The following is an 18,735-nucleotide window of genomic DNA, read 5'->3' on the forward strand; positions in this document are numbered from 1 at the left end:
TGGGCCACCTCTCACGGACGCCGCGCGCCCGCGCAAGTTCAGCACAAGCGGCGCGGCGAGGTGGAGGCGCGCCCGCGTGCAGTTGGACACTATACTGTATATCTATACAGTTTTCCACGAACCGCCGCGGGCGCCGGCCGGTGCTTTATCCGAAGCGCCAGTCGGCGCCCGCGCCGCGCCTACTCCGTGGCGGCCGTCTCGAACACATCGCGCAGCCACTGTGAAAATACCCGCACGCGCGACGACAGTTGCCGGTTCTGCGGATACAGCACCGAAACGGGCAACGAGGGCGGCGGGAAGTCGGCGAGAATGATCTTCAGGCGCCCGTCCGCCAGTTCGTCGCGCACCCGGTAGCGCGGCACCTGCACGATTCCTAGCCCGGCCACCGCCGAGCCGGTGTAAAGCTCCACGCCCGTGACCGAAACCGCGCCCGGCAGCAGCATCGGCGTGTTGCGTCCTTCGATGCTGAACTCGAGCGGCAACGGCCTGCCCGTGGCGCTCGACACATAGTTGACGGCGCGGTGTGCAGAGAGCGCTTGCGGGTCGGCCGGCTCGCCGTACTTTTGCAGATACTCCGGGCTTGCCACCGTGACTTGCGGCAGCTGCGCGACGCGCCGCCCGACCATCGACGAATCCTGCAGGTTGCCCGCGCGCAGCACGCAGTCTATGCCTTCACGCACGAGGTCGACGAGCCGGTCGTCCTCGCCGATGGTCAGTTCGATGCCGGGGTAGCGCGCAAGGAACGCCGGCAAGGCCGGCACGATGAAGTGTCGCGCCAGCGTACCTTGCAGGTTGACCCGCAACAGGCCCTTGGGCGCGAGGTTCGAGAACGAGCCCTCGGCTTCCTCCAGGTCAGCAATGAGCCGCACGCAGCGGCCGTAATACGCCTGCCCGTCGGGCGTCAGGCGCACCGTGCGCGTGGTGCGCTCGAGCAGCCGCGCGCCCAGCCGCTCCTCCATCCGCTTGACCAGGTTGGTGACGGTCGCGCGCGGTATCTGCAGGTCGTCCGACGCGCGCGTGAAGCTCTGCCGCTCGGCGACGCGTACGAAAACGCGCATTTCCTCGAAACGATCCATGTCAGCCGCGCCTCGTCGTGAATATTGTTGAAGAGATTGGAATGATGATGGTCATAGCGACCCGATTATCCCAGAACGAAAAAAGCCGATCATTCACTCACCGATTCAACACTCAAGAGGAAACGCACCATGAACACGACCACAAACGCTCAGATTGCGATTGTCACCGGCGCTTCGCGCGGCATCGGCGCAGCCGTTGCACGGCGTCTCGCGGCCGACGGCTTTGCCGTCGTCGTGAACTACGCAGCGAGCTCGGGCGAAGCCGAAGCGCTCGTCGCCGAACTGAATGCAGCCGGCGGCCGGGCGATAGCAGTGAAAGCCGACGTCTCGAGCGCCGGCGACGTGCGCCGCATGTTCGAGGCGGCGGAGCAGCAACTGGGAAAGGTTGACGTGCTGGTCAACAATGCCGGCGTGATCAAGCCGACGCCGCTTGCCGACACGAGCGACGAACTGTACGACCGCGCGTTCGACACCAACGTGCGCGGCACCTTCAACACGTTGCGCGAAGCGGCGCGCCGCATGAACGACGGCGGCCGCATCGTCAATTTTTCGAGCACCACGCTGGCGCTGAACATGCCGGGCTATGCGATCTACAACGCGACGAAGGCCTCCGTGGAAGCATTCACGCATGTGTTCGCGAAGGAACTGCGCGGGCGCAACATCACTGTGAATGCGGTCGCGCCAGGGCCGGTTGCCACGTCGCTGTTCCTCGACGGCAAGACCAACGAGCAGATCCAGCACTTCGCAAAAATGCCGCCGCTCGAGCGGCTCGGCCAACCGGACGATATCGCGTCGGTGGTGGCGTTCCTCGCGAGCTCGCAGGCCGGCTGGGTCAACGGCCAGGTGTTGCGCGCGAACGGCGGGCTGGCATGACGCGCGCGCTGGTTCGGCCGCGGGACAAGGGGCACCGGGCCAGCGCGACGCACCGCGACGGCAGGCCGCGCGTCTACACCGCTTTCGGGTTGCGCTCGGCAAATCCTTCCTGATGCCAGTACGGATAGGCGGGCCGCACCGCGCTTGCCGCGTCGAGCCGCGCGACCTGCTCGGGCGTGAGGTTCCAGCCGACCGCGCCGAGGTTCTGGCGCAATTGCTCTTCATTGCGAGCGCCGATCAGCACCGTCGAGACGGTCGGGCGCTGCAGCAGCCAGTTCAGTGCGATCTGCGGCACGGTCTTGCCGGTTTCGGAGGCGATTTCGTCGATCGCGTCGAGCACGCGGAACAGATACTCCTCCGGCACCGGCGGCCCCATGTCGGCGGTCTTGTGCAGGCGGCTCGTGTCGGGCAACGGCTGGCCGCGCTTGAGCTTGCCGGTCAGACGTCCCCAGCCGAGCGGACTCCACACCACCGCTCCCACGCCCTGGTCGATGCCGAGCGGCATCAGCTCCCACTCGTAGTCGCGGCCCACCAGCGAGTAATACGTCTGGTTCGCGACATAGCGCGGATAGCCGTAGCGGTCCGCTGTATCGAGCGACTTCATCAGATGCCAGCCCGAGAAATTGGACACGCCCGTGTAGCGGATCTTGCCCGCGCGCACCAGGTCGTCGAGCGTGGACAGCACTTCCGCGACCGGCGTGCGCGCGTCGAAACCGTGCAACTGGAAGAGGTCGATGTAATCGGTTTGCAGACGCTTGAGCGCCGCATCGACCGCCTGGATCAGATGGAAGCGCGACGAGCCGACATTGTTCGGACCGTCGTCGAAACGGAAGGTCGCCTTGGTCGAGATGATCGCCTTGTCGCGCTTGCCCTTCAGCGCTTCGCCGAGCACCGACTCCGACGCGCCGCTCGAATAGATGTCGGCCGTGTCGAACATGGTCACGCCGGCATCGAGGCAGATGTCGATCAGGCGCCGCGCTTCGTCGACCTCCGTCGAGCCCCACGCCTGAAAGAATTCGCCCTTGCCGCCGAACGTGCCCGTGCCGAAGCTCAGCACAGGCACCTTGAAACCGGATGCACCCAGATGTCGATATTCCATTGATGAATCTCCGTGGCATAGCCGTCGTTTGAACGGAGAGTCAGTCTACGCCGGTCGGGGGGCGAGCGTCGGCGGGGAGCGCAGTGGGCGGCGCAGCGCTGCTTGGAAGGGTTGCTGAATAACTGCCCTCAACGGTTCACCTCAAAGGCCGCTTGAAGGGGCCGCCGATCCGGGCGGCCCCCCGGCTGACTGAGGCGCTGTGCAAATACGCGGCGTCGGTGTGCGTTCATCCATGTCGCGCGCAATCAGAGCCCGCGACGCCAGCGCGCTTTGCGCCTATGCTGTGCCGCCTTACCGTGCGGCCCGATTTCGCGCCGTTACTGCGCGACCTTACTGGGTGACTCTACGTGACGTGACTGCATGACTTCACTGCGCGGCGCTCGGCAGATGCTTGCGTTTGGCCAGTTCCTGCGCCATCGCGTAATGCTCCTGGATGGTCGGCAACGCCTTTTGCGCCGCGGCCTTGAGTTGCGGATCGCGGCCCGACGCGATCTCGGCCTGGAATGCGGACAGCGCCTTCTGCTCGCCGGCGAGCGCGACCTGCTCGATATACGTCTTGTCGAACTCCGCGCCGCGCAGGTTGTTGATGCTCGCGAGCACGGCCGTGTCCGGGTTGTTTTTCGGCACATCGACGCCGCGCGGGCTTGCGGCGCGCAGTGCGTCCGAGATTCTGGCGTTATCCGTCGAGATGCGCTCAGCGAAGGCTTTGACGTCGCGGTCGGTCGAGCGCGAACTCGCGATGCGAGCGGCATCGCGTTGCGTGGCCACGGCCTTCGTGCCCTCGGCGATGAACGTCTGGTCGGCCGCGTGCAGGCGGCCCGCGTCCGGCGTGCTCTGGGCGCTGGCTGTCGTCGCCGAGGCAGCGAGCATCAGCAAGCTCGCCATACAGGCGCTGGAAAAAGTGGCGAGAGGCAAGCGGATCATATGTTCTCCTTGGATTAATAGCGAAGCGGCGTGTTCATCGTCGAAAAATTCTAGAAGCGACGCGCCGCACCATGTGATACGACGCTGTGGCTTGTGTAACGTTAGGTAACCTTCACACGAATCACGCGCGTCGGTATGCGCGGCTAGACAGTTGACCCAGGGATTGCGAGCAGAAAACTGTCGGGGCGCTGAATTTTTCGGCAGCCGCGCCGATAACAGAAAGTAAGGAGCGCGGCGGCATTGACGCACGCGCGCGCCCACGCACCGCAATCCCGGAGAGATTCCATGGCAGCAGATAACCGCTCGCACGATGAACGCACCAACCTGACCAGTTCCAACAAATTCGAGCTGCTGCTGTACCGGCTGGGGTCGGTGCCCGGCAGCGACGCGCACGAGCTTTACGGCATCAACGTGTTCAAGGTCCGCGAAATTTCGACCATGCCGCCGGTCACGCCGATCGCCGGGTCCTCGCCGTTCGTGATGGGCGCGGTCGACATTCGCGGGCAGATCATTCCCGTCATCGACCTGCCGCGGCTGATGGGCTGCGAGCCCACGCGCGGGCTCAACATTCTGCTGGTGACCGAATTCGCCCGCTCCACGCAGGCCTTCGCAGTCGAAGAAGTGGACGACATCGTGCGGCTCGAATGGAATCAGGTGCTCTCGGCGGAAGGCGCGGCGGGCGGCAACCTCGTCACGAGCATTGCGCGGATCGACGGCAATACCGGCGACTCACGACTCGCGCAGGTGATCGACGTCGAGCAGGTGCTGCGCGACGTATTCCCGTCGCAGCATCCGAGCGTGGACCCGACCTCTGTCGGCGACGCACTCGGCATCCGCCCAGGCGCCAGGATTCTCGCGGCCGACGACTCCGGCTTCGCGCGCAAGCTGATCGAGCAGGCATTGACCGCGATCGGCGCGGAGTTCGTGATGACCAAGACCGGCGAAGAAGCCTGGCAGACCTTGCAGCAGGTCGCCGAGGAAGCGCAATCTGACGGCGCGCGCGTGAAGGACAGGATTGCGCTCGTGCTGACCGACCTCGAAATGCCCGAGATGGACGGCTTCATGCTGACCCGTCAGATCAAGGCCGACGAACGGACCCGCGACATTCCGGTGATCATTCATTCGTCGCTGACAGGCGCGGCCAACGAGGCGCATGTGAAGAATGCCGGCGCCAACGGCTACGTCGCGAAGTTCCAGGCCAGCGAACTCGCGAATGCGATACGGACGGCGCTCATTTCGGCTGCGCAGGCTGCGTGAGACTGTTGTCGAACTGAAGGGGCTGGCGCGGGGCGGTTCTCGCATGACACGGCAGGCGCCGCGCGTTTGCGGAAGCAGCGCCCGCTCCTCGGCACCCGCTACTGCAGACCAGCGCCCGCGCTTGTAGAACCTGCGCCCGCCCTTGTAGAAGCAGCGCCCGCTCCTGCACAACCGCTGTCCGCACATACAGACCCACCGCCCGGACATCAAGCGCGCGTGTTCACCGCGTTACGTTTGAGTTCAGCCACCTGCGCCTCGAGTTGCTGAATCCGCTCGTCGCGTTCCTGCAATGCGGCGGCCACGTCGGCAGCGTCGAAACGCTGCGGAATATGCTTCGGGCAATTCACGTCCCAGGCGCGCACGGTCATCACGAGCACCCGTTCGCCGCGCGCCTTGTAACCCTCGGGCATCAGCTTCGCGAGCAGCGCGGGGTCGTCGTCGATCATGCGCGCCTCGCCCCATATCTTGATGCGCCGCCGATGCGCATAGTCGAGCAGAAACAGATGCGCCTTCGGATTGTCCGCAAGATTGCCCGCGCTCACGTACTGCCGGTTGCCGGCGAAATCGGCGAAAGCAATGGTGTGGTCATCCAGCACGTGCAGAAAACCGGCCGGACCGCCGCGGTGCTGGATATACGGCTGCCCTTCCGAACTGACGGTGGCGAGAAACACACTCGTCTGCTGCTCGATAAAACGCGCGACGTCCGGCGTAAGACGCGTCTGCCAGCCGTGCTCTTCCTCCATGCGCGCGTACGCGTCGCGTGAGCCGTGGCGGCTTTGCAATGCCTTCACCGTGGGCGTGAAAGCGATGTCACTCGGATAAGCATGCGGCGGTGATTCGAGGCGTGTCATGAACCGGCTCCTTCGCGGACTGTTCCGCAGGTAGACGCATCCGACTTTACGCGCGTGAGTCGTCGTGCAGAAGCCCGCTTCCGCGAGAGTCAGCTTTTCATTCGATGAGAGAAGCGCGCTGGCGGGCCTCTCCGCCTCTTTGCCTCTTTGCCTCTGCGTCCGTGCGCCTCCGCTTCTCTCGGGCGCTCAGTCGCTCGCCCGCTCACCAGCCCGGTCGACCAACCCATCACACCGCACAGCTCGCCAGTCGAGTCGCCCAAGCACCAGGAGGCGCTCACGCACTCGGCGCCAACTCCTCTTCGCGTTCGAGCGAACGCGTGTTCCTCAATTCGGGGAACAGCTTCATCCACAGCAGTGCGACGCTGATCGTCGCGATGCCGCCCACCAGTACCGCGGTTCGCGCGCCCCACCAGTCGGCCGTGACGCCTGATTCGAATTCGCCTAATTGATTCGATGTCCCAATGAAAAGCGAATTGACGGCGCTGACACGCCCGAGCATGTCGTCCGGCGTGCGCAACTGCACGAGCGACAAACGCACGACCACGCTAATGGTGTCCGACGCGCCGAGCGCCATCAGCGCGAGCAGCGAGACAATGAATTGATGCGACATGCCAAACACGAGCGTAGCCACGCCGAACGCGATCACGCCGCCGAACATCGCCGCGCCGGGCCGGTTGCGCAGCGGGAAATGCGCGAGCCAGATAGTGCCCGCCAGCGCGCCGATCGCGGTGCCGGAGCGCAACAGGCCGAGCCCGAGCGGCCCCGTATGCAGCACGTCGCGTGCGAACACCGGCAATAGCGCGGTTGCGCCGCCGAACAGCACCGCGAACAGATCGAGCGACAACGCCCCGAGTATCACAGGCTCGCGGCGAATGAACGCGATGCCGGAAAACACCGATTCGAGCGTCACCGGCGCGCGGCTCGCCGGCTTCGCGCGCAGCGGAATGCCCCACACGGCGAGGGCCGCCGCGGCGAACGACAAGGTGCACGCGAGATACGCAGCGCCCGGACCGATGCCATACAGCAGGCCGCCGAGCGCGGGGCCGGCGATCTGCGCGGTCTGGTTCGCCGACGTCGCCCAGGCCGTCGCCTTCGGCAATTGTCCGCGCGGCACCACACCGGGCAGCAGCGATGCAACCGCCGGCGACTCGAAAGCGCGCGCCGCGCCCACGCACGCCGCGAGCACGTAGATCACCGGCGCGCTGATCCAGCCGCCGAAGGTGCCGCACGCAAACAGCACGGCGGCGACGCTTTCGAGGCCTTGGCAGATCGCCGCGATGCGCCGCCGGTCATAGCGGTCCGCGAAATGGCCGACGACGAGCGTCAGCAAAAACATCGGCAGGAACTGCGCGAGGCCGACCAGGCCGAGCGCGAACGCGCTGTGCGTGAGCGCGTAGATATGCCACCCCATCGCCACCGCGAGCATCTGGAACGACAGCGAAGAGAGAATGCGCGTGCACCAGAAGCGCTGAAACGCCGGCTGCTTCGGCAGGCTGACGGGCGTGGAAGGGGTGGCGTCGTCGGAGTCGGCGGGAAAGGGGGGCATCGAGGTCGTGGCGTGGACGTGGCTGGCTGGAGCGGCGGCTAGTGTAAAGCAACCTGGTCGCTGCTGCTCGCGCGCGACGCAGCGCCTTGACGCGCATGTCCACGGTTGATGACAGCGCACGGCGCGCCGACCTGCCCGCTCCGCACCTCGACCGCGCCCCGCTGCGCCACGTCCCGTCACGCCACGTCCCGTCACGTCACGTCACGTCGCGTCACGACACGACACGACACATCACGCCACCTCACCTCACCTCACGCCACGTCACCTCACGCCACACAGCGTCATTAAGTTTTCATTTGATAATCATTCTCATTTACATTATCCTCTCGCATCCTTAATAATAAGTGACGGCGCCGGCCCGTCCCGGCCGCTGCTGCGGCGTGGGACACCGCGCCGTCCGATTCGTCCATGCGCTCCGTCAAAACCTTCGCGCCGCCAGGCCGCCCTCGTCGTTCCGCTCTCCGCCTGCCCGTTTCGCTCTGGATGTACCTCGCAACCGCGCCCGCCGCGCTGGCCGCCGCGCCCGCCGACGGCACGGGCGCCCCGCCCGCGGCCTCGACCGAACTGCCGGCGGTTGCGGTGCAGGCCGCGGCGCTCGCCGAGCCGACCGTCGGCTATCGGCCGCGCACCAGCGAAACGGCAAGCGGCATCGCCACGAAAATCAGCGACATCCCGCAGTCGGTCGCGGTGGTCAGTTCGAGCGTGATGCAGGACCAGCAGGCGCGCACGCTCGACGACGTGCTCGGCAACGTGAGCGGCATCACGCAGACGAACACGCTGGGCGGCACGCGCGACGCGTTCATCAAGCGCGGCTTCGGTTCCAACGACGACGGCTCGATTCTGGTCGACGGCATGCGCTCGCCGACGCTTCACAACTATCTCGCGACGATCGACCGCGTGGAAGTGCTCAAAGGCCCGGCTTCGCTGCTCTATGGCATTCAGGAGCCAGGCGGCGTGATCAACCTGATTACGCGCAAGCCGGAAGACACTTTCCACGGCTCGGTGTCCGCGAACTACACGAGCCATCGCGGTAGCGGCACGGGCTTCGATCTCACGGGGCCGATCGGCCAGCCGGGCCAGGTGGCCGGCGGTACGCTGGCGTTCCGCCTGACCGGCGAGTACAACACGGCGCGCTACTGGCGCAGCTTCGGCCGTCAGCGCGACGCGCTCATCGCGCCGTCGCTGGCCTGGCACGATGCGAACACGTCGATTGACGTGAGCTACCAGTACGTCGACTACACGACGCCGTTCGACCGCGGCACGGTACTGGTGAACGGTCATCCCGACGATGCGCTGCGCTACACGCGCTACGAAGAAGCGTGGGCGCAAAGCTCGGGCGAGCAGGAAACGCTGCGCGCGAAGATCGAGCATCGCTTTTCCGACGAATGGCGCGTGCGCGCGACCTATGGGTGGAGCCGCGATCGCTACGACCAGTACATCACGCGTGCGACGGCGTTCAACAGCAAGACCGGCATCATGACGCGCTCGTCGGATGCGAATCTGCAACGCAACGATTCGGACGAAATCGCGACCGTCGGCGTGATCGGCGACCTGAACCTCGCGGGCATGCGTCACGAACTCTACGTAGGCGGCGAGTACGAACGCCAGCGCAGCTTCCGCGGCGATACGATTCGCGGCAAGGCGGTCTCCGGCTTCGATCTGTACGACCCGGTCTACGGATTGCTGTCGCCCGGCGGCACGCCGAGCCGCACGCAAAGCGACAGCCTCTCGAAGGTGCACACGTACTCCGTGGTGACTCAGGACACGGTTCATCTGACCGACCGACTGATTGCGGTCGGCGGCGTGCGCTGGGAAAACTGGCAGCAACTGTCGGGCGTGGGCCGTCCGTTCGTGATTGCCGATCACTCGCATGGGCAGGTCTGGCTGCCGCAATTCGGCCTCGTCTACCGGCTCACGCCCGCGCTTTCCGCGTATGCGAACTTCAGCAAGTCGTTCGTGCCGAACGTCGCCACCGAGGTGAGCGAGCCGCTCGCGCCGGAGCGCGGGCGCGTTCTGGAAACCGGCCTCAAGTTCGACGCGCACGGCATTACCGGCACGCTCGCCGTCTATCAGATCGACAAGCAGAACGTGGCGGTCACTGTCGGCGATACGACCGAAACGGTGGGCAGCGCGCGTTCGCGGGGCATCGAACTGGATGTCGCCGGACGGCTCACGCAGCATGTCAGCCTGATCGGCAGCTATGCGTACACGAATGCCACGGACCGCGACGACGGCACGCGCCTCGTCAACGCGGCGCGTCATACCGGCAGCCTGTTCGCCGTCTACGACACGATGCTGCCTTACCTGCCGGGGCAATGGCGTTTTGGCGGCGGTGCGCGGCTCGTCAGCAAACGGCCAGGCGACACCGCGAACAGTTTCACGCTGCCGGGTTATGTCGTAGCCGATGTGTTCGCTGCCTACGACACCAAGCTCGGCAAGATTCCGACGCACGTACAGCTGAACGTGAAGAACGTGTTCGACAAGACCTACTATCCGTCGAGCAACAGCAATCTGATTATCGCGGTCGGAGAGTCGCGGCTCGTGATGCTGAACACGACGTTCTCGTTCTGAAGGCGTTTGTGATGGAGCCGGGGCCCGGCCCCTGGCTCCAACGATGGGCAATGCATTACCGAAGCGGTCAATGCGTGAGCCGAAGAGTGGGCTCGAAGCGTGAACCCTAAGCACGGGTCGCAAGCGTGGACCCCAAGCGCGGGCGCGAGCGCGGGCCCGAAGCGTGGGCCCCCAGCGTGGGCCCGAAGCACGGGCCTGAGCGCGGACCTAAGCGCGGACTCGAAGCACAAGCCCACAGCGCGTACCCGAAGCACAAGCCCACAGCGCGTACCCTAAGCACGGGCTCAAAGCGTGCGCCTCAAGCGCGAGCCCCAAACGCGCACCATGCACCTGCTTCAGCGACGCAACAACCACATCAGATAAGGTCCGCCGAGGAGCGTCGCGATCACTCCGGCAGGCATCTGCTGCGGGAAGATCATGTTCCTTCCGAGCCAGTCGGACAACACCATCAGCACGCCGCCAATCAGCGCCGCCACGAGCATCTGCGAACGTGCGCGCGGAAAGCCAAGCAGCCGCGCGAGGTGCGGCGCCATTAGGCCGACGAACGACATGGGCCCGATCACGACGGTCGCGCCCGCCGTCAGCACCGCGGCCACTACGAGCAGCGTAAGCCGCGCGCGCTGCGCGCCGACGCCAAGCGCATTGGCAACGTTGGCGCCCAGCGGCAGAATCTCGAGCCAGCGCGCGCCCAGATACGCGATGACCACGGCCAGCACCGCGCACACGCTGACCGCAATTGCCGTCGCGGGCACGATCAGATAGGTCGAGCCGTACTGCAGCGGACGCAGCAAGTTGGCATAGGCGCCGCCGCTCGCGGTCGCGAGCATGACCACCGCCTGCGAAAACGCGCTGATGGCAATGCCCGCGAGCAGCACGTGCTCCGGCGCGAAGCCGCTGCGCCGCCCAAGCGCGACGATCGTCACGAGGCAGATCAGCGCGCCCGCCGACGAGCCGGCGAGCAGCACGGGAGTCGACGGCGCCGCCGCGAGCAGCGCCGCGGCCAGCATGCCGAGCATCGCCCCGCCGCTCACGCCGAGCAGATCCGGGCTTGCCATCGGATTGCCGGTGACCCGTTGCAGGATCGTCCCCGCCAGCGCCACCATGACGCCGGCGCCGAGCGAGGCGACGAGGCGCGGCACGCGCCAGAACCACACGTCGCTCCATTGCTGCGCATCGGTCCATTGCCAGCCGTGCAGCGTCATCGAAAAGCCCAGCGAAACGACCGTCCCGACAACCAGCAGCCCGCCGAGCAGCAGCGCGGGCACTGTCAGCGCGCGACGCGGCGGCGCAGTGTCGGCCGACGCCGGACGCGGTGCCTCGATATGCACGCGGCGCAGCATCCACAGCAGCAGCGGGCCGCCGCAAAGCGCGACCGCAGCGCCCGTCGGCAGCAGTTCTCCGAGCACGCCCGGCAGGCTCTGCACGGCCTGGTCGGCAATGGCCAGCAGCAGCGCGCCGACGAGCGGCGCCCACAGCAACTGGTCGCGCACGCGCCGCGCGCCCATCAGGCGCGCGAGCACCGGCCCGCCGAGTCCGATGAAGCCGATCACGCCCACCGCGCTCGTCACGAACGCGCTCAACGTGACAGCGACGGCCAGCGCAACGGGCCGCGTCCACTTGAGCGACATGCCGAGCTGGCTCGCGCTGCCGTCATCGAGTGAAAACAGCGTGAGCGGGCGCACCAGCAGCGCCGTGGCGAAACCGCACGCGAGCACGCGCGGCAGCAGCCAGAGCACGCCAGCCCAGCCGTTCTGCACGAGCGAGCCGCCGCCCCAGATGAACACGGAGGTGAGCGAGCGCTCGAACACAATAGTCAGGATGACTGACAATGCACCGCAGTACAGATTGACGATCATTCCCGCAAGCACGATGGAAACCGCCGCGTAACCTTTGCGCCACGTCATCGCCATGGCCGCGAGCATGGCGAGCGCGGCGCCTGCCAGCGCGACCGTGAAGCGCAGGTCCGCGGCGAGCGCAGGCGCCACCACCGCGGCTATCGTCAACGCCAGATAGGCGCCCGCCGACACGCCGAGCGTGAGCGGCTCAGCCAGCGGATTGCGCAGCACCTGCTGGAACACGACGCCGGCAAGCGATAACGCCGCGCCGCCAATCAGCGCGATGGCAAGACGCGGCAGCCAGCCATAGCGCACGACCAGTTGCGCCAGCGAGGCATCGGCGTGCGGCAACAGCGCACCGGCCCATTGCGCGACAGGCAGACGCGCCGACAACGTGTGATACACGAGCCATGCAGCCAGTATCAGCAGCAGCGCGGGCAGCCGCCACGCGCGCGGCGCGGCGGCGGCAAGAGTCGCCGTCGAGCGGTTCATGTGCGTACTCCTTCGAGTGCTTTCGCGAGGCTGTCGGCACAACGCATCGACGCAACGAGGCCGCCCAGCGCCGGAAGCGGACCGATGTGCTGCACGCGGTTTTGCCTCACGAACGGCAGCGCGCCCCACAATGGGCTGCGCGCAAGTTGTGCGGCCACGCCGGGCGGCACGCCGATTGTCACGACCTGCGCATCGGCACGTTTGGCGAGCGCGCCCAGGTCCGCCTCAGTCGTGCCTTGCGGATCGGCGGCCTCCTGCCAGGCGTTATCGATGCCGAGCGCGTGCAGCACGCCGCCAAACAGGCTGTTTCTGCCGAACACGGCGATGTGCCGGTCGTCAATCGGACGCAGTAGATAGACAGGGCGCCGCGTCGCGCGAAAACCCGCGAGACGCGCGCGCGCGTCGGCGAGACTCGCGTCGGCTTGCGCGAACAGCGCCTGCGCCGCGGCGCCGCGGCCGAGGGTGTCGGCGAGCTTGCGCGTCGCGGCCTGCACCGCCGGATAAACGTCGACGCCGGGACCGAAGAGCGGCACCGTAAGCGTCGGCGCAATCCGTTCCAGCAAGCCGCGCAGCGGCGCATGCCACGGCGTGATCACGATGAGTTCGGGCTTGAGCGCCGCGAGCACCTCGAAGTTCGGCTGATACAGGAGACCCGTGTCGACGACTGAAGGCGGCAACGCCGGAACCCCGTCGAGCCTGGCATACCAGGCGGGGCGCGAAACGCCGACCGGCACCACGCCTAGCGACAGCACCACTTCCGTGAGCGGCCAGTCCAGCACCACGACGCGAGTGGGCGGCTTGCGGTTTGCGCCTTCGACTGCACCGGCGGCCGACACGCTCGCAAAGCCGTCCGCCGCCGCGCGCGCGCACGCAGCGCCCGCCGCCGTGAGCGCCGCCGCCCCGAGCCCGGCAAGCGCGAGGCGCCGCTTGCCGCTAAAGCGAGCGCCTACCGTCATGACCACGTGAGCCGCATGCGCTGCGCGCGCGCCTTGCACATTGCCATCACCATTGGTAGCGAGCCGTGCCGAGCACCGTACGCGTCGCGCCCCAGTAGCAGACCGCCGCTGTCGTGCAGTACGAGATGTACTCGCGGTCGAACACATTGTTCAGGTTCAGCGACAGGCGCCAGTTCTGGATGTCGTAATGCGCGCCCAGGTCGACCAGCACGCGCCCCGGCACCGTGAACGTGTTGGCCAGATCGCCCGCGGAACTGCTCATGTAGCGCACGCCGGAGCCGACGCCGAAGTTGCGCAGCGGACCGTGGTGGAACGTGTAATCCGCCCACAGCGAAGCCGTGTTGCGAGGTGCGATGGTCGGCCGCTTGCCGAGGTTGGCCATCGTGCTGTTCGTCACCACCTGGTTAAGGTAGGTGTACGAAGCGATCACCTTCACCTCCGGCGTGACGTTGGCGTGTGCTTCGAATTCGATACCACGCGAGCGGATCTGACCCGTCTGGATTGCGTTGGTCGGATGGTTCGGGTCGGTCACCGACACATTGTCCTGCGTCAGCGTGAACGCCGCGAGCGAGAAGAAGCCGTCGAACCACTTCGGCTGGTAACGCACGCCCGCTTCGACCTGACGCCCCTTGGTCGGCGCAAACGGGGCGCCTGAATAGGTGGCGCCGAGCACCGGCTGGAACGATCGCGAATAGCCGATGTACGGCGCAATGCCGTTCTCGAACTCATAGGCGAGCCCGGCGCGCCAGGTGAACGCATGGTCGTTCGAGTGGTAGGTCGTGCCTTTGCCCGTGGTGAGCAACGTGGTTTGCTGATTGCCGCCCGTCCAGTCTTCACGCACGCCGAACGTCAATACCCAGTTGCGCCAGCGCGCTTCGTCCTGCGCATACACGCCCACCGTGCTCAGCGAATAGTCGAGGCGCGTGTTGGCCTGCTGCGTGGGCAGCGCCGAGAAATTCGGGTTGTACAGATCCACGGTGCCGACCACGGCATTGCCTTCGGTGTCGCCAAGCATCGAGCGCTGGTAGTCCAGACCGAACAGCAGCGTGTGCTGTACCTCGCCGGTCGCCAGCTTGGCCTGTGCGTGCGTGTCGACCTGGAATTGCGTGTAGTGCTCGTTATCGACGTTGCCCCACATGGACACCGTGCGCTGATTCGCGCCGAGGGCGCTCGTCACCGAGGTCTGGTAGTAATGCTGGTCGATGTGCAGATAGCGCAGGTTCTGCGACACGCTGATCTTGTCGTTGATCGCGTGGTCGAACTGATAGCCGAACCAGTACTGCGTGCGGTGCATGCCGTCGCGGTCCGGATCGCCGAAGTATTTGTCGGGCCCAAGCTGACCGTTCGGGTTACTGAACAGTGTGGCACCTGCCGGCACGGGATTGAACAGGCCGCCATTCGGATCGCGCTGGAAACTGCCTTGCAGCGTAAACGTCGTATCGCGGTTCGGGCGGATGGTGACCGACGGCGCGATGGCAAGCCGCTGGTCCTTGATCTGGCTGACCTGCGTCTCCGCGGTGCGGGCCACGCCCGTCAGGCGGTACAGCACGGTGCCGTTCTTGTCGACGGGACCGCTCAGGTCGAAGCCCAGCTGATAGTTGTCGTGGTTGCCGATCTGCATCATCACTTCGTGATACGGCTGCTCCATCGGCAGCTTGCTCACGTAGTTGACGAGACCGCCCGGACTGCCCTGCCCGTACAGCACCGAAGCCGGGCCATGCAGCACCTCCATGCGCTCCATGAAGTACGGGTCGATGCGCGGCGTCGCAAAACGCGGCGACTGGTACAGATGCAGGCCGTCCAGATACGAGTCGAGCGTAAAGCCGCGGCCATACAGCTGGTCGAAGCGGATGTCGGTGCCGTCCTGCGAATAAACGCCTGGCGTGTAGCGCAGCGCCTGGTCGACGGTTTGCGCGCCCTGATCGTCCATCTGCTGGCGCGTGACGACGGAGACGCTCTGCGGATTCGTGAGCAACGAGGAGTCGGTCTTGGTGCCGGTCATCGAACGTTTGGCGACATAGCCGACGCCCGGACCTTGCGGATCTTCGGCAGCGCTACGCACCTGAACGGCGGGCAGCTCCTTCGAGGCGTCGGTGCCGGACGCGGCGGCCGGCGACTGCTGCGCATGCGCGCCAAGGCTCGCCAGACCCAACATCATTGCAATGTAAATCGGGCGCGGATGCGGCAAGCCGCGCTTGCGCAGAGAACTGCATTTGCCTGCTTTCTCAACGTTCATTCTTCTTGATCCCCATTCTTTTATCCCCGAGCCAGGCTCGGCGTGTGGACGCCGTTGCTGGTGCCCGGCGATTCTCTCAAGACGGGATATTAATGTAAACAATAATCGTTCGCATTCAATGTGGATATTTCTGTGGCGAGCGGGCGACAGGATGGTTTGCATGGTGTCGTGCGATGGGCTGGCCGAATGAGGGGAGTTTCGCGCCGCCTGGAGACGGTGGAGGCGGCCGCGTGGGGCATCGCGTGAAGTGCGCGGTGACTGGCGAGCGGTGTGCGACGCACGAGCGGTTCGCGTGTGGCTGGAGACCTCGCAGCCGGCCGGGAGTGTGTTGCCTACCGGCCGGCGGCTGAGTGTTGCGCTGAGTGTCGGGCTAACTGTCGCGCTGAGCGCCGCTCTGAGTGTTGAGCTGACTGTCGCGCCGAGTGTTGCGCCGAGTGTTGCGCCGAGTGTTGCGCTGACTGTCGCGCTGAGCGCCGTCAAGTCTAGCGCTGCTTGCGGCGCTGCCCGCGCCCATGCTTACGGCGATGTTTGTCGGGCCGTCCGCGGCCCGGCTCACCGGATCATGAATGCCTTGCGGCCCCTTCGGCCTCTCGTTGCGCGAACCACTGCGCAAGCTGCGTAGCCAGAAGCGGATGATGAACGATGCTCGAGTGGCTCGCATCGATCTCGAACTCGCGCAAGCGGCCGCGCGTATGGTCGCCCCACGCCATTCTGCGGCGCGGATCGGCAATGCGCAGTGCGCGCCACACATGCAGATCGCAGCCGACCCGCGGCAGCCGATGTCGGGACATCAGCTCGGCGTGCAGGGCGTCGGCGGCAAGCGCCTCTCCGAGCAGCGACGACTCCGACTGCTCGAGCAGCGCGAGCGCGGCGGCCGGCGCGCCCTCTTCCTGGGTAGTGGCCGTGGCCGCGTCCTTTTCGGCAGCAGACCCGGCGCCCTCGTCCCGATGCGTCGCGGTATCGACGATGCCGACGAACGACACGCCCAGGCCAAGCCGTTCGAACCGGTCCGCAATGGCGATCGCGAGCCGGCCGCCGAACGACCACCCCAGCAGCGCGTAGTCACCGGTTGGCTGCAGTGCTTGAATGCAGTCGGCGTAGTAGGCGGCGAGCGCCTCGAAAGTCTCGCCCTGCCATCGCGCGCCGCGCACCGCGGGCGCCTGGATCGCGATCAGCGTCACCCGACCGTTGAGCGCCTGCGCGAACGTCCGGTATTCGCCGACCATGCCGTAGCCGGGATGCAGGCAGAATAAAGTGGCAGGCGCGCCAAGCGCATTCAACGGCACGGCCGCCGACAGCGCAGCGCCAACGCGCACCTCGGCCTCTTGCCGCCGGCGTCGCGCGAACCACGCGGCCAGCGCGTCGACGGGCGGCACAGGCAGGCTTGCCTCGTAGACGGCGCGCGCGGTCCAGCTCGCGGCGACGGCATCGTGTCGCGCCAGCGTCTCGAGCGACTCGGGAACAGCTCGCCGCAACGCGGGCACCTCCGGTTCAGGCGCCGCGCCGCGCAAGTGCTCCAGCAGCTCGCCAAGCGCGGATTCGAACGACGCGAACAGTCGTTCTGCAAGAGCGTCGGACATGAACTGCGGCGCGTAGCCCCAATTGAGCGCCAGCGAGTCGCCGGCAATCCAGCCGTTGATGTCGAGCGCGCGATCGGGCAGGCTGGCGCGAGCCGCGATAGCATCGCCCGACGCCTCGGTGGCAAAGCCGAAGCGGCTTGCGTCGTCGAACGTTTGGTCGAAGCGGCCAAGGTAGTTGAAGCCGATCTCCGGCGTGGGCAACGCGCGCAGCGCTGCCTGGCTCGCGGCGTCCGCGCAACAGGTGAGAAGCCCCCAGCCGAGTCCGCGCAACGGGACTGCCGCAAGACGCTCGCGCACGCGCAGCAGCGCGTCGGCGCAACTGGTGCCACGCGGCAACGCGAGCGGATACTGGGTCGTGAACCAGCCCACCGTGCGGCTCAAGTCTGCACCGTCGATCACGTCCTCGCGACCGTGGCCCTCCAGCTCGATCAGCACTTCGTCGCGTGAAAGCTCGTCGCCGATGGCGCGCGCCAGTGCGGCAAGCAGCACTTCGTCGACGCGCATCCGGTACGCGCGCGGCGCTTCGCGCAGCAGCGCAGCGGTCAGCTCGGGCGAGAGCTTTTTCAGCAGTGTCTTCTGCGGCTGAGGTTCCGGCGCGAGGGCGGCGAAGAGAGGACCGGCGCGCAGTGCGGGTGAGTCGAGTGCAGTTTGCCACCATGCCAGCTCGGCGACGCGCTCAGATGATTCGGCATACTGATGAAGCGCACGCACCCATGCACGCCAGGGCATAGACGGCGCGGGGAGCTGGACCGGCTCGTCGCGTTCGGCCTGCTCGTAGGCGGTTTGCAGTTCCTCCAGCAACACGCGCCACGAGACGCCGTCCACCGACAGGTGATGGATCGCAATCAGCAGACGCGTTTCGTCCGCTGTCTCGAAGTGGCCGACGCGCCACAGCGGGCCGTGCTCGATGTCCAGGCTCGACTGAATCCGCTCGCAGGCGGCTGTCAGGTCTGCGAGGGACGCGAGTTGTTCGTGGCGGACGATTGCGGTTTGGGGTGTGTCGGCGCGTTGCGATACGCCGATCTCCGGAGCAGCTTTGTCTGCCTGTGCCTGTGCCTGTGCCTGTGCCTGTGCCTGTGCCTGTGCCGGCACCGCCATCTGCTTCCACTGCCCCGCCTCGCGCACGAACCGCAGCCGCAGCGCGTCGTGACGCGCCTCCAGCGCCGCTACCGCCCGCTCCAGCGCCGCACGCGCGAGCCGCCCCCGGACCTTCAGCAGCACGGCCTGGTTCCAGTGCGATTCCCCCTGCGGATAACGCTCGAAGAACAGGCGCTGGATCGGCGTCAGTGCGAGCGGCGCGCCGTCGTCTGCTTCCTGCGTCGCGTGTGCGTCCAGCCGCTGCGCGCGCTGCGCGAGACCGCTGATCGTCGGATGCTCGAAGATCTGCCGCGGCGTGAGCCGCCAGCCCGCCTCACGCGCGCGCGCGATGATCTGCAGGC

Annotated in this window: 12 protein-coding genes; 3 read left to right on the forward strand and 9 right to left on the reverse strand. The window is 66.5% G+C overall.

All coding sequences use genetic code 11. From position 1 onward, the window contains the following. Positions 1–179: 179 nt before the first annotated feature. Positions 180–1,076, reverse strand: a complete 897-nt coding sequence (locus JNB89_RS14800; RefSeq protein WP_013339763.1) for a LysR family transcriptional regulator — start codon at positions 1,074–1,076, stop codon at positions 180–182. 129 nt (positions 1,077–1,205) lie between these two features. On the opposite strand from JNB89_RS14800, the gene JNB89_RS14805 reads away from it, so the two are divergent. After that, on the forward strand, positions 1,206–1,949 hold the full coding sequence (locus tag JNB89_RS14805; protein WP_220362675.1) for an SDR family oxidoreductase: 744 nt from the start codon (positions 1,206–1,208) through the stop codon (positions 1,947–1,949). A 73-nt stretch (positions 1,950–2,022) separates the two neighbouring features. Here JNB89_RS14805 and JNB89_RS14810 read toward each other — a convergent pair whose 3' ends face one another. After that, on the reverse strand, positions 2,023–3,048 hold the full coding sequence (locus tag JNB89_RS14810) for an aldo/keto reductase (RefSeq protein WP_013339765.1): 1,026 nt from the start codon (positions 3,046–3,048) through the stop codon (positions 2,023–2,025). Between the two features lie 366 nt (positions 3,049–3,414). Then, complete coding sequence (locus tag JNB89_RS14815) at positions 3,415–3,972, reverse strand: DUF4142 domain-containing protein (protein WP_220362676.1); 558 nt, start codon at positions 3,970–3,972, stop codon at positions 3,415–3,417. A 285-nt stretch (positions 3,973–4,257) separates the two neighbouring features. On the opposite strand from JNB89_RS14815, the gene JNB89_RS14820 reads away from it, so the two are divergent. Further along, on the forward strand, positions 4,258–5,229 hold the full coding sequence (locus JNB89_RS14820) for a chemotaxis protein CheV (RefSeq protein ID WP_013339767.1): 972 nt from the start codon (positions 4,258–4,260) through the stop codon (positions 5,227–5,229). Positions 5,230–5,435: 206 nt separating this feature from the next. Here JNB89_RS14820 and JNB89_RS14825 read toward each other — a convergent pair whose 3' ends face one another. Together JNB89_RS14825 and JNB89_RS14830 are read right to left on the reverse strand one after the other, a co-directional pair. Further along, entirely contained in the window at positions 5,436–6,080 is a 645-nt protein-coding gene (locus JNB89_RS14825; protein WP_220362677.1) for a pyridoxamine 5'-phosphate oxidase family protein, read from the reverse strand. A gap of 274 nt (positions 6,081–6,354) precedes the next feature. Beyond that, on the reverse strand, positions 6,355–7,626 hold the full coding sequence (locus tag JNB89_RS14830; protein WP_220362678.1) for an MFS transporter: 1,272 nt from the start codon (positions 7,624–7,626) through the stop codon (positions 6,355–6,357). Positions 7,627–8,109: 483 nt separating this feature from the next. On the opposite strand from JNB89_RS14830, the gene JNB89_RS14835 reads away from it, so the two are divergent. Continuing rightward, entirely contained in the window at positions 8,110–10,197 is a 2,088-nt protein-coding gene (locus JNB89_RS14835; RefSeq protein ID WP_223216764.1) for a TonB-dependent siderophore receptor, read from the forward strand. A 335-nt stretch (positions 10,198–10,532) separates the two neighbouring features. Here JNB89_RS14835 and fhuB read toward each other — a convergent pair whose 3' ends face one another. From fhuB to JNB89_RS14855, 4 genes are all read right to left on the reverse strand, one after another. After that, the gene (gene fhuB / locus JNB89_RS14840) at positions 10,533–12,524 is read right to left on the reverse strand and encodes a Fe(3+)-hydroxamate ABC transporter permease FhuB (RefSeq protein ID WP_220362679.1); all 1,992 of its coding nucleotides are present in this window, start codon (positions 12,522–12,524) and stop codon (positions 10,533–10,535) included. Next, entirely contained in the window at positions 12,521–13,480 is a 960-nt protein-coding gene (locus tag JNB89_RS14845) for an iron-siderophore ABC transporter substrate-binding protein (RefSeq protein ID WP_220362680.1), read from the reverse strand. The genes fhuB and JNB89_RS14845 overlap by 4 nt, the downstream gene beginning before the upstream one ends. Positions 13,481–13,526: 46 nt before the next feature. Further along, positions 13,527–15,716 (reverse strand): TonB-dependent siderophore receptor, encoded by a 2,190-nt coding sequence (locus tag JNB89_RS14850; protein WP_220362681.1) that lies wholly within the window; start codon positions 15,714–15,716, stop codon positions 13,527–13,529. 560 nt (positions 15,717–16,276) lie between these two features. Then, positions 16,277–18,735, reverse strand: a 2,459-nt coding sequence (locus tag JNB89_RS14855; protein ID WP_431026591.1) for a condensation domain-containing protein, incomplete at its 5' end; no start/stop codon positions are given.

Source organism: Paraburkholderia phenoliruptrix (assembly GCF_019511605.1).
In the GTDB taxonomy this organism is placed as follows: Bacteria; Pseudomonadota; Gammaproteobacteria; order Burkholderiales; family Burkholderiaceae; genus Paraburkholderia; species Paraburkholderia phenoliruptrix_A.

What these genes read in the sequence shown, in the direction of transcription:
- JNB89_RS14835 (WP_223216764.1), top strand. Translation starts at nt 8,110, where the DNA reads ATGTACCTCGCAACCGCGCCCGCCGCGCTGGCCGCCGCGCCCGCCGAC.
- JNB89_RS14810 (WP_013339765.1), bottom strand. Translation starts at nt 3,048, where the DNA reads ATGGAATATCGACATCTGGGTGCATCCGGTTTCAAGGTGCCTGTGCTG.
- JNB89_RS14815 (WP_220362676.1), bottom strand. Translation starts at nt 3,972, where the DNA reads ATGATCCGCTTGCCTCTCGCCACTTTTTCCAGCGCCTGTATGGCGAGC.
- JNB89_RS14820 (WP_013339767.1), top strand. Translation starts at nt 4,258, where the DNA reads ATGGCAGCAGATAACCGCTCGCACGATGAACGCACCAACCTGACCAGT.
- JNB89_RS14800 (WP_013339763.1), bottom strand. Translation starts at nt 1,076, where the DNA reads ATGGATCGTTTCGAGGAAATGCGCGTTTTCGTACGCGTCGCCGAGCGG.
- JNB89_RS14845 (WP_220362680.1), bottom strand. Translation starts at nt 13,480, where the DNA reads ATGACGGTAGGCGCTCGCTTTAGCGGCAAGCGGCGCCTCGCGCTTGCC.
- JNB89_RS14850 (WP_220362681.1), bottom strand. Translation starts at nt 15,716, where the DNA reads ATGAACGTTGAGAAAGCAGGCAAATGCAGTTCTCTGCGCAAGCGCGGC.
- fhuB (WP_220362679.1), bottom strand. Translation starts at nt 12,524, where the DNA reads ATGAACCGCTCGACGGCGACTCTTGCCGCCGCCGCGCCGCGCGCGTGG.
- JNB89_RS14805 (WP_220362675.1), top strand. Translation starts at nt 1,206, where the DNA reads ATGAACACGACCACAAACGCTCAGATTGCGATTGTCACCGGCGCTTCG.
- JNB89_RS14830 (WP_220362678.1), bottom strand. Translation starts at nt 7,626, where the DNA reads ATGCCCCCCTTTCCCGCCGACTCCGACGACGCCACCCCTTCCACGCCC.
- JNB89_RS14825 (WP_220362677.1), bottom strand. Translation starts at nt 6,080, where the DNA reads ATGACACGCCTCGAATCACCGCCGCATGCTTATCCGAGTGACATCGCT.